Raw genomic sequence first — 12270 nt, 5'->3', positions numbered from 1 at the left:
GGCGCGACCCGGCGCAGGCGGATGGTGAAGCGGTTGCCGGCCAGGTGACCAAGGCGCAGCTTGTTGCCGTGGAAGCGGGCGTCGAGAATGCGGATGTCCTCGAACTCGAGGGCCTTGACCTGCTCCGGTTTGACCCCGGTGATCGACACCGTCTGCCGGGTGCGGGCCTTGGCGTCCTTGAGGCCGGCATAGCCGATCTCCCGTTCCTTCACCTTGAGGGCTTTGGCCAGGCGGTGCAGCATATCGTGGGTGGAAACCCCTTCCTTTTCCACCAGCAGGTACAGGTGCTCCCCTTCGCCGCAGGGGGGGTAGAGGGGGATTTCCTCGACCAGGAAGTCTTCCGGCGATTCCTTGATGGTCCCGCCGGTTCCCGGAACCGTTGCGGTCAGGTAGCTACTCATTCTCGGCGCGGCTCCAGCGGACCCGGAAGCCCGGGTCGATAGCGGGACGCTGCAGGGCCTCTGGGCGGATCTGGGTGGCCTTGCGGCAGTGGACGAAGTAGATCTCCTGGCCCTTCTGTAAAAAACGGCGCATGTACTTGGAGATCGGGTAGCCGGGCAGGCTGCGGGCGAAGCCGGTATCCAGGGCGTTGATATAGCCTTCCACTGTCGGCATCAGCTCGGCGACCGATTCGCCGTAGTCGTCGAAATCGGTGCTGAAATAAAAGTCGCCGCCGGGGTTCAGGTAGTACAGGAGCGTCTGCACGAAGTCGCGGTTGACCAGGCGCCGGCTGCGATGCCGCTTTTTCGGCCAGGGGTCCGGGCAGTTGATGTAGACCGCCGCCAGGCTGTCCGCGCTGAAAAAATGGGTCAGCAGGTATCTCGCCTCGATGCGCATCACCCGCACGTTGGTCAGCCCGGCCGTTTCGATCCGGCTGCAGGTTTTGTAGCAGCCCTTGTTGTAGATGTCGATGGCCAGAAAATTGACCTGCGGCTGTTGTTCGGCTAACTGGATAATGAAATCCCCGATGCCGCAGCCGATCTCCAGGGCCAGGGGCTGGTCTTTTTCGAAAAATTCATCCAGGCGCGCACCATCTTCCAGGCGCTGCCGAGGGATGAAGAATGGCGAGGTTATTTCGATCACCCTCTGAGTCATGAAGCAATCCTTTACTAATGGTATGTAATCGACCTGGCAATCTAGCATAGCGGCCGGTATATTTCAATGACGGCCGGAGCTACAAGGACTGCAGGTAGTTCAACAGGGCCGCCAGTTCCGCCTCGGTGAGGTGACCGTAGGAGGGCATTACCGAGGCCTCTCGGCGTACGCTCAGGATCTGGCGCAGCTGTTTGGGAGAAAGCCGCTTGCCGAGGCCGTCGAGGGCCGGACCGCGACTGCCGCCGCTGGCGCCGGCCAGGTGGCAGCCCCGGCAGCCCAGCGCTTTGAACAAATCTTGGCCCGCCAGCGGTGCGCTGCGGGCGCCGGCCGGCAGCATCAGCAGCAGGACGAGCAAGGCCAGCACCGGTCGTTTCAGCACGTCGTTCATTGTGGGCAGCGTCCTTTCCGGGTGATTCCGGCAAGCATACATGATCGCCGGCGACGGGAAAACCCGCCCGATGGGAAAAAAGTTGAAATCTTTCTCAGCGGTCGTTAAGCTGACACGTTTTCCGCTGCTTGCAGCCGGTCACTTTTGTGGAGGATGCCAGTGAATATTCCCGTTTCCAGACGTTGTCTCGAGGTGACGCCCTTTCTGGCCATGGAGGTCATGGAGCAGGCCAAGGCTTTGGAGGCCGCCGGCCGGGAAATCATCTACCTCTGCCTTGGCGAGCCCGACTTTCCCACCCCGGGGCCGGTTGTCGAAACCGCGGTTACGGCCATGCGCGATGGGGCGACCTCGTACACCCATTCGCTGGGGCTGCTTGAACTGCGCGAAGCGATTTGTGCCCATTACCTCAGGCGCTACCGGGTCGACGTCGACCCCGGCCGCATCCTGGTTTCGGCCGGCACCAGCCCGCTGATGCAGATGCTCTTTTCCGCCCTGCTCGAAGAGGGAGATGAGATCATCCTCCCCGACCCGGGCTATTCCTGCTATCCCAACTTCATCCAGTTCGCCGGGGGGCAGCCGAAGTGGCTGCGCACCCGGGTTGAGGACGGTTTTCAGCCCCGGCTGGAGACTGTCCAAGGCCTGCTCACGGAGCGTACCCGCGGGGTGCTGATCAACTCCCCCTCCAACCCGGTCGGTACGGTGCTCTCCGGCGACCAGCTCAAGCGGCTGGCACAGTTGCCGGTGCCGATCATCTCCGACGAGATCTACCACGGGCTGACTTACGAGGGGGAGGAACACAGCATCCTCGAATTCACCGAAGACGCCTTCGTGTTTGGCGGCTTCTCCAAGACCTACGCCATGACCGGCTGGCGTCTCGGCTACCTGATCGCGCCGCCATCATGCATCCGGGCACTGCAGAGCCTGCACCAGAATTTCATGATCTGCGCCAACCATTTCGTCCAGCGGGCCGGAATCGCCGCCCTCAGAGAGTGCCGGCAGGAGGTGGAGCACATGCGCAAGGCGTACGATGCCCGCCGCCGTTACCTGGTTCAGCGCCTCAATGAAATGGGGCTGAAGGTCGCCGGCAGCCCGGTCGGGGCGTTTTACGTGCTGGCCGATGCCCGCCACATCGACGGCGATTCAAAGCGGCTGGCCCTGGCCATTCTCGAGGCGACCGGGGTGGCATTGACCCCCGGCATCGATTTCGGCAGCGGGGCCGAGGGCTACCTGCGCTTCACCTACGCCAATTCGCTGCCAAACATCAAGAAGGCCCTCGATCGTCTGGAGATTTTTCTCCGCCAGCGGACCGACTGAATTCAATACCAAGGAGAACGTCCATGTTGATTGTCATGCATCACAGTGCCACCAATGAACAGATCCGAGCCGTGGAGCAGGCGGTCGAGGCGATGGGCCTCAAGGCATCGCCGATCCCCGGCAGCATGCGCACCGCCATCGGTGTGCTCGGCAACCAGGGGTACGTGGACGACAGCGGCATCCGCGAACTTCCCGGGGTACGCGAGTGCATCCACGTCAGCAAGCCGTACAAACTGGTGTCGCGGGATTTCCATCCGGAGTCGACCGTGGTTGAGATCGGCGGCGTCAAGGTCGGCGACGGCCATCCGCCGGTGGTCATGGCCGGCCCCTGTTCCATCGAGAGCGAGGCCCAGATGCTGGCCTCCGCCAAGGTGGTGAAAGCGGCCGGCGCCCACATCCTGCGCGGCGGCGCCTTCAAGCCGCGCACCGGTCCCCATTCCTTTCAGGGGCTCGGCATCGAGGGGCTGAAGTACCTGCGCCTGGCCGGCGACGAGTCGGGGCTGCCGGTGGTCACCGAGGTGATGCGCATCGAGCAGCTTGACGACGTCTGCCGCTACGCCGACATCCTGCAGATCGGCGCCCGCAACATGCAGAACTTCGACCTGCTCAAGGAGGTCGGCAAGCTGCGCCACCCGGTGCTGCTCAAGCGGGGGATGAGCGCCACCATCGAAGAATTTCTCGCCGCCGCCGAATACATCGTCGCCGAGGGGAACAGCCAGGTGATCCTCTGCGAACGCGGCATCCGCACCTTCGAGAAGGCCACCCGCAACACCCTCGACCTGTCAGTGGTGCCGCTGATCCGCAAGCTGAGCCACCTGCCGATCATTGTCGATCCCAGTCACGCCACCGGCGTGCGGGCGCTGGTCCCGGTGATGAGCAAGGCGGCCCTGGTCGCCGGCGCCCACGGGCTGATGATCGAGGTGCATCCCGAGCCGGAAAAAGCCCTCTGCGACGGCGCCCAGAGTCTGACCGGCGACGGTTTTGCCGAGCTGATGAAGGAGATCGGTGGTCTGTTGACCTACCTGGGGTACTGACGAGAGGGGGTTCTCAGGTGGCGTGCAGGCGCAGCAGGGTGATTTCTGGACGGCACAGGAAACGCACCGGAAAGAGGCTGGTTCCGATCCCGCGGGTGACGTAGAGGGGGGTGGCGGTCGGTCCGACCCGGTACATTCCCGAGACGAAGGCGCCGGAAAAGCGCGGCAGGTAATACGGAGTGACGAAGGGGATACGGACCTGGCCGCCGTGGGTGTGGCCGCAGAGGATCAGGTCGATGCGGCCGTCGAGTTCCTCGTGCTGGAAGGCCGGCACATGGGACAGCAGCAGATTGACCCGCGAGGGGTCGGCTTGCTGCTGCAGTTTTTCCAGTCGATCGACCGGCGAAGGGTAGTCGAGGCCGAGCACCGAGATCGGCACCTTGCGCACATCCAGGTCGTGCCGCTGGTCGATCAGCAGGGTGACGCCGGCCCGGGCCAGGTGCCGGCGCATGTTTTCCCCTTCGAGGCGGGCCCAGTATTCCCAGTTTCCCTGCACGGCATAGATGCCTTTGCTGGCCTGCAGCAGTTCGAGAAACCGGCGCACATCGGCGAGATTGCGGTCTTTTTCGAGGAAGTCGCCGGTAATCAGGATGATTTCCGGGGCCAGGGCGTTGACGGCATCGGCCACCCGTTGGTAATAGTCGTGAAAGGCGCGGATATGCAGGTCGGAGATGTGAACCAGCCGCAGTTCCCGCCCCGGCGGGATTTTCGCCACGGGCAGGGCGATCTCCTCGATCTTGAAGGCATGCGGTTCGCGCAGCAGGGCGTCGCCTGCGACCAGGCCGCCGAGGCCGAGGGTGCCGGCCGCCAGAAACCGTCGCCGCGACATTTTCCCGGCGTTGTTATTGTTTGGTTGGTCTGTCTGGTTCATGGTCTAAGGGGTCTTTTGTTGCCGGGATGAGGGTCGTATACCTGGGAGTCCCGCCTTGTCAGCCGCAGATGGATGGAGTATTCTAACCCGAAATACCTCTTTTCGCCACAAAATGTCCAAAGAAAGGTTTTCTCCCATGATCGGAATCACGGAAATTGCCCCCGAGGTTTACTGGCTGGGGGCCAAGCATCCAGAATTGCGGGATTTTGACGAACTTTTTCCCACCAGCAACGGCAGCACCTACAACGCCTACCTGGTGCGCGGCCGCGAAAAGGTCGCGCTGATCGATACGGTAAAGGCTCCTTTCACCAAGGATTACCTGGACCGGGTCGCCTCGCTGGTCCCCCTCGAGCAGATCGACCTGCTCGTGGTCAACCACACCGAGCCCGATCATTGCGGCGCCCTGGGCGCCCTGCTTGAGCGCAACCCGAACATCGAGATTTACTGCACCAAGCCGGCCGAGAATTTTCTCAAGCAGCTCTACGATATCCCGATGAAAACCCGGGTGGTCGCCGAAGGGCAGGAGCTCGACCTGGGCGGCAAGACCCTGCGTTTTCTGCTCGCCCCCAACCTGCACTGGCCGGATACCATGTTCACCTACCTGCCCGAGCAGCAGCTGCTCTTTTCCTGCGATGCCTTCGGGGCGCATTTCTGCGGGGACAGCCTCTTCGATGATGAGGTGCCGGATTTTTCTTCCGACTTCATTGGCTACTACGACGCCATCATGCGGCCCTTCAAGGAAAAAATCCGCGAGGCGGTGGCCAAGGTCGAGGGGCTGGATATCCAGGTTATCTGCCCGTCGCACGGCCCCTTGCGGCGGCGCGACCCGAAGTCGGTCATTGCCAGTTACCGTACCCTTTCGGCCGCCCCGCCGGAAACCGGGCGCAAGCGGGCGCTGCTGCTGACCCTCTCGCCCCACGGCAATACCCGCAACATGGCAGCCGCCGTTCGCGCAGGGATGGAGAGCCGCGGCGTCGAAGTGGTCGAACTGGCGATTTACGGCACCCCCGCCGGGACAATTCGCGACGAACTCGAGTGTGCCGATGCCCTGGTGATCGGCACGCCAACCATCAACCGTGATGCGCCGCCGCAGGTATGGCAGGCCCTGTCGCTGGTCTCCACCGTCACCCCCAAGGGGCGGATCGGCGCGGTATTCGGTTCTTACGGCTGGAGCGGCGAGGCGGTCAAGCTGATTGAAGAGCGCCTGGTCGGGCTTAAATACACCCTGGCGGCGCCGGGCCTGCATTACCGTTTCACCCCCACCGAGGCGGATATTGCCGCCTGCCGAGGGCTGGGTGAACAGATCGGCGCGGCCCTGCTCGGCGATAAATAAGCGTTTTTTTCTTTGCTGATGGACGGGGCCGGCCTTGGCCGGCCCCTTTCCTTTGCCGTCGGTTTGGCAAAAACTTTAAAACAAAACCGTCGGGTCCCGGCCCGACAGCCGGGTTACTTTTCTTTGAGCGCAAAGAAAAGTAACCAAAAGAAACTTTCCACTGCGTGGGGCATTACTGTCGTTCCTGGCAGAGTTCCAAACACCGTTGGTAATGATGAATCCATTACCGCTTCGTGGCCCCTCCCCGTGCGCTAACGCGTGTCGAGGCGTCACCTGCAGTGCTTGGACACCCGTTGCTGCAATTGCTTTTTTTGGGTAAAAACCTTGAACCACGCAGGTTTTGCTTTCCCAGCAGCCCGGTGTTTGCTCAGCCCGGAAAACTGCTGAATTCACCACCGTCGGTTGCAGATGCGCTACGAAGAACGGCCGCCGGCATCGGGACAACGGTAACGGCAACCGACGCCAGCCGCACCAGAGCTTTTCATGCCCCCGGCAGGGAGCCATTTTTTGCTTCCTTTTTGTTGGCTTGGACAAAAAGGAAGGCGTCTGGCGGGACGCGACCCGCCGGTTTCTGGCTTTTATTCAGTTTCCCTTTCGTATTTTGATCTGGATTTCGATGTCGACCTCTCTCATCGCCACCGTGGCGGTTGCCGCCCCGATTGAAAAAACGCTTTCCTACCTGGTTCCTGACTCTCTGCGGGAAACGGCCGTCGTCGGGATGCGCCTGCAGGTTCCGCTGGGGCGGCGGCGGGTGGTCGGCTATCTGCTGGCGCTGACCGAAGGGGACCCGGCGGGACTCAAAGCGATTTCTGAGGTGCTCGATGCTGCGCCGCTCTTTGCTGCGGAAATGGTGCCGTTTTTCACCCGCGCCGCCGAGTACTACTGCCATCCCATCGGTGAGGTGGTCCGCACCGCCCTGCCGGCCGGCCTCTCCGGGCGCGGTGGGTCGGTGTCGATCCTGCGGGAAAAGATTTACACCGCCACCGATCTCGCCGGCGAGCCGGCCGGGGCCCTGCAGAAAGAAGTGCTGGCCCTGGTTCGTCAGTCAGGGCCGCTGGCCCTGAGCGAACTGCGACGATCCGTTGCCACCCCCTACGGGGCGCTGCGCCGGCTGGTCGAGCTGGCATATCTGACCGAAACCGAAGAAGAGCGCCTGCGCGACCCGTTTTTGTCGCTGCCGGTCACTGTCGAAGTGGTTCCCGAGCCGACCACCGAGCAGGCGCTGGTGCTCGGCGAGATCGAGACGGCGCTGGAAAGTCGCAGCTTCGCCCCCTTCGTGCTGCACGGAGTAACCGGCAGCGGCAAGACCGAGGTTTACCTGCGGGCCATCGAGACGGCCCTGGCGCAGGGGCGGCGGGCCCTGGTGCTGGTCCCCGAGATCGCCCTGACCCCGCAGCTGGTGGCACGTTTCCGCAGTCGCTTCGACGGCGGCCGGGCGACCATCGCGGTCCTCCATTCCGGGCTTTCCGACGGCGAACGCTACGACGCCTGGCGGGCCATCGCCCGGGGCGAGGTGGAGATCGTTATCGGTGCCCGTTCCGCCGTCTTTGCGCCGCTGCAAGACCTCGGCATCATCGTGATCGATGAGGAGCACGAGGCGAGCTACAAGCAGGGGGAGGGGTTTCGCTACCACGCCCGCGACCTGGCCCTGCTGCGGGCGCAGATGGCCGGGGCGGTGGTTTTGCTCGGCAGCGCCACCCCGGCGGTGACCACCTTTCACCGGGCGCAAAGCGGGCAGACCGGCCTGCTGGCCCTCTCCGGCCGGGTGCTGGAGCGGCCGCTGCCGCAGGTCGAACTGGTCGATATGAAGGCCACCCCCTTCGGCGAGTACCTCTCCGAGCCGCTTGCCGAAGCGCTGCAGCTGACCCTCGAGCGGGGCGAGCAGTCGCTGCTGCTGCTCAACCGCCGCGGCTTCGCCCCCTACCTGCTCTGCTCCGACTGCGGCACCACCTTCCGCTGTCCCAACTGCGAGATCACCCTGACTTTTCACCAGGAGCGGCGCCAGCTGCGCTGCCACTACTGTGACTTCATCCAGGCGCCCCCCGAGCTCTGCCCCAACTGCAATGGCGGCAACGTCCTCCCCGAGGGGGTCGGCACCGAGCGGCTCGAAACCGAGCTGGCCGAACGCTTTCCCGACGCCCGCATCGCCCGTATGGACCGCGACACCACCACCCGCAAGGGGGCGCATCAGCAGCTGATGGAGCAGATGTCCCGGCGCGAGATCGACATCCTGGTCGGCACCCAGATGATCGCCAAGGGGCACGACTTTCACGGCGTCACCCTGGTCGGGGTGGTCAACGCCGACTCCACCCTGAACTTTCCCGATTTCCGCAGCGCCGAGCGCACCTTCTCGCTCCTTACCCAGGTCGCCGGCCGGGCCGGGCGCGGCGAGCTGGAAGGCAGGGTTCTCATCCAGACCTATTCGCCCGACCACTATGCCCTGACCTGCGCGGCGCAGCACGATTACCAGGAATTTTACCGGCAGGAGATCGCCTTCCGGGAGGTGCTCGACTATCCCCCTTTCGGCCACCTGGTCAACCTGGTCCTCTCCGGCAACGACGGCCAGAAGGTGGCCCGAGCCGCCGAAGCATTGACGACTGCCTTGCAGAACGCCGTCGGTGAGGTCGAAGTGCTCGGCCCGGCCCCCTGTCCGCTGGCCCGCTTGCGCGGCAAGACTCGCGTGCAGATCCTGCTCAAAGCCCCGACCCGCCTGCCGTTGCGCCGGCTGTTGCTGCGCCTGCCGCAGCTGCGGAAACAGATCCCCGCCGGCGTTGGCCTGACGGTCGATGTCGATCCGGTGGATATGCTGTAGCTTCAGTTTCTGGTCTGTGTAGCTCTCTTTTTCTTGGTAAACAGGAGAGTGCCGATGAAACGAATTCTGAAATACGACTGGGACGCCATTGCAGGGATTGTTGCGGCTTTTGCTGCAATCCTCATGCACTTTTTGCATATTGTGGAAGAGGATGTTCTTTTGATGATCGCCGTAGTTCTGATCGCACTCCTTTTTATCCGGGATCTGCGGCGAGAGCGTCAATCCGAGCATCTCTGGCGGCGTCTCGGCAATTATTTCGGCCCAGGACAGAGATGGTAAGACTGGATCTGCTGAGTTTTGGGGGTGCATTGTCGAAGTCTTAAGAGGGCATCGCCTGTCGGCCTGAGCCGGTTTACAGCAAGGTCTGGCGCAGCAAGGTCCGGCAATCGCCGGACCTTGCTGCGTTTGGAAACGGATAAGCTCTCGGCGGCGGGGAGGTTTCCGGAGGCTGCTGTTTCCGCCGAGTTGCATGGGTTGCTCCGCCTGGTCCCTTTGCTCACCCTGGTTATAATCATTTACGCCCAGGCAAGTCGTCCTTTTAAGCTAATGATTAAACAAATGTCATCAAGTCTCCTTGTGTCTCCCTCGGGGCAGGGTAAAGTGAAATTTTCAGCCCTGGTCTACGCAGAGTGGTGCGCGGACCCAAATGGTGAAGGAGAACGCGATGAGGAAATTTCAGAGAGAAACAGTTACGTCCCGTTGGTCAAGTTTTTTCCGATTGCTTGCCATTGGGGGATGGGTGGCCGGTTTACTGGTCCTGACCGGAGGCTGGGCACAGGCCGCCAAAAGTAAAAAACTTTGCACGGCAACCTCGGTTGCCGCATTCAAGGCATGCTACGCTTCGACCTTGGATGATTTCTGGATTGCCGTTGGCAAGTGCGACAATCTTTCGGATGTGAGCGAGCGTAAAGACTGCCTGAGGGAGGCCAAACCGGAACGGAAGGATAACGCGGTCAGTTGCCGGGAGCAGTTTGCTGCAAGGCGGGATGTCTGTGATGCTCTGGGCGAAGACCCTTACGATCCGCAGATCGACCCGGCCGACTTTGTTGTCGGCATCGACAATCCTTTCCTGCCCCTGGTTCCGGGCACAACCATGGTTTATCAGAAGGGGGAAGAGCGAATTGAGGTGAAGGTCACTGCCGAGACCAAGGAAATCCTCGGTGTGACCTGTGTCGAGGTCGAGGATACCGTTACTATCGACGGTGAACTGGTGGAAGAGACCCTCGACTGGTACGCCCAGGATATGCTTGGCAACGTCTGGTATTTCGGCGAACTTTCCAGGAACTACGAGGATGGTGAATTGAACAACCTGGATGGGTCGTGGCAAGCCGGCGTCGATGGGGCAAAGCCAGGCATCGTTATGCTGGCCGACCCGATGGTCGGGGATGTCTATCGGCAGGAATTTCTGCTGGGTGAAGCCGAGGACATGGCCCGGGTCGTCGCCCGGGATGAGGAGGTCACCGTACCGCATCCTCCCGGAACGTTCACGACCCTGAAGACCGAGGAGTGGAATCCCCTTGAGCCGGAGATGCTGGAGAACAAGTTCTATGCCCCGGGGGTCGGCCTGGTGCTGGCGGTAGACGTGGTGACCGGTGAGCGTGAGGAACTGATCGATATTATCATGGAATGATCTGGCTGAAAGCAGACAGGTAGCCGGATCGCTAGACCTTAGTCGTTGGCTCATCCGGGGGACCTCCCCCGGATGAGCTTTTCAATATAGTATTTCCTGCGGTGTCCTGGCGCAATGTCTCAACCTGCGTTGACAATTTGAAACGAAGCCCTCGCGTCATTGCCGGCCTGAAGCGTCTTTAAGGGGGGCGCCGCCGTTCTGGGCCAACAGGCGACGGCAATTCGCCTTTGCAAGCCCCTTCCCTTGCAGGGCGTGGCCAGGTGGGCCGTCTCAAGCATCAAGGTCAGCTGCCACAATGGCCACAAGACCTGTCTGCCACGACCTCTATCTTGCCCCCTCAAACGTGGTTCGCTGTCATGTCAGGTAAGCGGTCTGGACGCTGTGTGTCACCTCTTTCGGGAAGAGACTTAAGTGGGGCACGCAGCAGTTTCCCTGTGGAAGCAGTCCTATTAAATGCTTTGAGGCGAAGCTGCGACTGTTGTAAAGTGAGAAAGTTAATGTTGACTCGATTGGGGCAGCCGCACCCCGGTTTGCCCCCGGGAAGGGAGGGTTGTCGATGATGAAGTGGAGGCCTTTTCTGGTTATTCTTCTCCTTGCCCTGGCCGGATGTGGCGGCGGCTCTGAGGAAACCCAAACGGTTGTTTCTGTGCCGGCAGCGGCGACGGCACCGAGTCCGCCTGCCATGCCGCCCGACGTGGCGCGGGTCGTTCGTAATCTGCAGGCGTCCAGCTCCGGTGTCCGTCGGGACGCGGCCAAGCTGGCCTGCAGGTCGTACTCGCGCGACCCCCATGTGCTTCAGGTGGCCAACAGGGAGCTGCTCAACGGCTATACCCGCAATATGACCGACCGGGTCCACATCGATGCCATGGCCTGGCTCTGCAAGACTTTGGCGGCTTCCGGGAAAAAACAATACGCCGAAACCTTGCGCAAGGTAGTCGCCGGCACCTCCAACCGCAAGCTTATCAAGTACGCCAAGGAGAGTCTGCGACAACTCGAATAGCCGATGCTTTCATATTTTGCCTGTTTTGTTTCAAGGTTGACGCAGAAAGGCCCGGCAATCGCCGGGCCTTTCTGCGTTCCGTTAATGGGTACATCAGGTCGGCGGGTTGGTTTCCGGATCCCACCAGATGTTGACGCCGAGGTTCATGAGTCTGTCCTTCACCACGTTGCGCAGGGTCAGAAAATCCCAATCGCTCAGGTTGGCCTCGCGGCTCAGGTTTTGGTCGAGGCGCAGCTGGAGCTGGCCGGTGCTGATGCTGCCCGTGGCGAAATAAGGGGTGTTGTCGATCACGACGCCTTTGAGGGCGGCGGCGACGTCAAGTGGTCCGGTCCCGAGATCCAGGGTGCTGACTTTCCCCTCCAGCGACCAGGCCGCCGGGACACTGGCGTCATTGTGGATATCCAGTGAGAAAACGCAGGTCGATGCTTTGCCCTTGACCACTGCGAACACCGGCTTGAGGTTGTGCAGGCGGTAGGGCAAGGCTTCCCAGCTGCTGCTGTCGGGATTCTTCCAGTAGGTATAGGCGAAGGCTTCGGTGATGGTGTCGGTGGCCCGGTCGTAGTCGATCAGCACGTATATCTTGTCCTGAAACGGCCCCCACTTTTCGCCAAAGGGATCGGTCGGGGCGTAATTGTACTCGACCGCTTTCATGGTGCCGGTGTAGACCAGCATCTCCGCACCGACCGAACCGGGCCAGCCGGCCAGGACCAATCCGACCAGACCCAGCCAGAACCTGTAAGAGCTTTTCATCGCATCCCTCCTGTCTGATTATTCTTCGGCGACCGCCTCTCGG

12 protein-coding genes are annotated in these 12270 nt (G+C 61.8%); 7 read left to right on the top strand and 5 right to left on the bottom strand.

What is annotated here, in order from left to right; all coding sequences use genetic code 11:
* The 3 genes from truD to ABYV89_RS09365 form a co-directional block, all read right to left on the bottom strand.
* On the bottom strand, positions 1 to 401 hold a 401-nt coding region (truD, locus tag ABYV89_RS09375), incomplete at its 3' end, for a tRNA pseudouridine(13) synthase TruD (protein ID WP_432822691.1).
* Positions 394 to 1095, bottom strand: a complete 702-nt coding sequence (gene trmB / locus ABYV89_RS09370; protein ID WP_432822690.1) for a tRNA (guanosine(46)-N7)-methyltransferase TrmB — start codon at positions 1093 to 1095, stop codon at positions 394 to 396. The genes truD and trmB, both read right to left, overlap by 8 nt.
* A 79-nt stretch (positions 1096 to 1174) precedes the next feature.
* A complete protein-coding gene (locus tag ABYV89_RS09365) occupies positions 1175 to 1483 on the bottom strand; it encodes a c-type cytochrome (protein WP_432822689.1) in 309 nt (102 codons plus the stop codon).
* A 153-nt stretch (positions 1484 to 1636) separates the two neighbouring features.
* Between ABYV89_RS09365 and ABYV89_RS09360 the strand changes: the two genes are divergently transcribed.
* Both ABYV89_RS09360 and aroF read left to right on the top strand, forming a co-directional pair.
* Positions 1637 to 2797, top strand: coding sequence for a pyridoxal phosphate-dependent aminotransferase (locus ABYV89_RS09360; protein ID WP_432822688.1), 1161 nt, complete (start codon positions 1637 to 1639; stop codon positions 2795 to 2797).
* 23 nt (positions 2798 to 2820) lie between these two features.
* Entirely contained in the window at positions 2821 to 3831 is a 1011-nt protein-coding gene (gene aroF, locus ABYV89_RS09355) for a 3-deoxy-7-phosphoheptulonate synthase (RefSeq protein WP_432822687.1), read from the top strand.
* Positions 3832 to 3844: 13 nt separating this feature from the next.
* Here the strand turns inward: aroF and ABYV89_RS09350 are convergent, their stop codons facing one another.
* Complete coding sequence (locus tag ABYV89_RS09350) at positions 3845 to 4702, bottom strand: metallophosphoesterase (RefSeq protein WP_432822686.1); 858 nt, start codon at positions 4700 to 4702, stop codon at positions 3845 to 3847.
* A gap of 136 nt (positions 4703 to 4838) precedes the next feature.
* On the opposite strand from ABYV89_RS09350, the gene ABYV89_RS09345 reads away from it, so the two are divergent.
* From ABYV89_RS09345 to ABYV89_RS09325, 5 genes are all read left to right on the top strand, one after another.
* A complete protein-coding gene (locus ABYV89_RS09345) occupies positions 4839 to 6035 on the top strand; it encodes an FprA family A-type flavoprotein (RefSeq protein WP_432822685.1) in 1197 nt (398 codons plus the stop codon).
* 616 nt (positions 6036 to 6651) lie between these two features.
* Entirely contained in the window at positions 6652 to 8847 is a 2196-nt protein-coding gene (gene priA / locus ABYV89_RS09340) for a replication restart helicase PriA (protein WP_432822684.1), read from the top strand.
* Between the two features lie 54 nt (positions 8848 to 8901).
* On the top strand, positions 8902 to 9126 hold the full coding sequence (locus ABYV89_RS09335; RefSeq protein ID WP_432822683.1) for a hypothetical protein: 225 nt from the start codon (positions 8902 to 8904) through the stop codon (positions 9124 to 9126).
* 460 nt (positions 9127 to 9586) lie between these two features.
* Entirely contained in the window at positions 9587 to 10477 is an 891-nt protein-coding gene (locus ABYV89_RS09330; RefSeq protein ID WP_432822682.1) for a hypothetical protein, read from the top strand.
* Positions 10478 to 11033: 556 nt separating this feature from the next.
* The gene (locus ABYV89_RS09325) at positions 11034 to 11477 is read left to right on the top strand and encodes a hypothetical protein (protein WP_432822681.1); all 444 of its coding nucleotides are present in this window, start codon (positions 11034 to 11036) and stop codon (positions 11475 to 11477) included.
* A 93-nt stretch (positions 11478 to 11570) separates the two neighbouring features.
* Here the strand turns inward: ABYV89_RS09325 and ABYV89_RS09320 are convergent, their stop codons facing one another.
* The gene (locus ABYV89_RS09320) at positions 11571 to 12227 is read right to left on the bottom strand and encodes a hypothetical protein (RefSeq protein WP_432822680.1); all 657 of its coding nucleotides are present in this window, start codon (positions 12225 to 12227) and stop codon (positions 11571 to 11573) included.
* Positions 12228 to 12270: the final 43 nt, after the last annotated feature.

Origin of the sequence: Trichloromonas sp., assembly GCF_041583255.1 — a bacterium.
In the GTDB taxonomy this organism is placed as follows: domain Bacteria; phylum Desulfobacterota; class Desulfuromonadia; order Desulfuromonadales; family Trichloromonadaceae; genus Trichloromonas.
The sequence above is the reverse complement of the archived record's forward strand: the minus strand, read 5'-3'. Positions and strand labels throughout refer to the sequence as shown.

Coding starts and splice junctions, on each gene's coding strand:
- trmB (WP_432822690.1), bottom strand. CDS start 1,095: ATGACTCAGAGGGTGATCGAAATAACCTCGCCATTCTTCATCCCTCGG.
- ABYV89_RS09365 (WP_432822689.1), bottom strand. CDS start 1,483: ATGAACGACGTGCTGAAACGACCGGTGCTGGCCTTGCTCGTCCTGCTG.
- ABYV89_RS09360 (WP_432822688.1), top strand. CDS start 1,637: ATGCCAGTGAATATTCCCGTTTCCAGACGTTGTCTCGAGGTGACGCCC.
- aroF (WP_432822687.1), top strand. CDS start 2,821: ATGTTGATTGTCATGCATCACAGTGCCACCAATGAACAGATCCGAGCC.
- ABYV89_RS09350 (WP_432822686.1), bottom strand. CDS start 4,702: ATGAACCAGACAGACCAACCAAACAATAACAACGCCGGGAAAATGTCG.
- ABYV89_RS09345 (WP_432822685.1), top strand. CDS start 4,839: ATGATCGGAATCACGGAAATTGCCCCCGAGGTTTACTGGCTGGGGGCC.
- priA (WP_432822684.1), top strand. CDS start 6,652: ATGTCGACCTCTCTCATCGCCACCGTGGCGGTTGCCGCCCCGATTGAA.
- ABYV89_RS09335 (WP_432822683.1), top strand. CDS start 8,902: ATGAAACGAATTCTGAAATACGACTGGGACGCCATTGCAGGGATTGTT.
- ABYV89_RS09325 (WP_432822681.1), top strand. CDS start 11,034: ATGATGAAGTGGAGGCCTTTTCTGGTTATTCTTCTCCTTGCCCTGGCC.
- ABYV89_RS09320 (WP_432822680.1), bottom strand. CDS start 12,227: ATGAAAAGCTCTTACAGGTTCTGGCTGGGTCTGGTCGGATTGGTCCTG.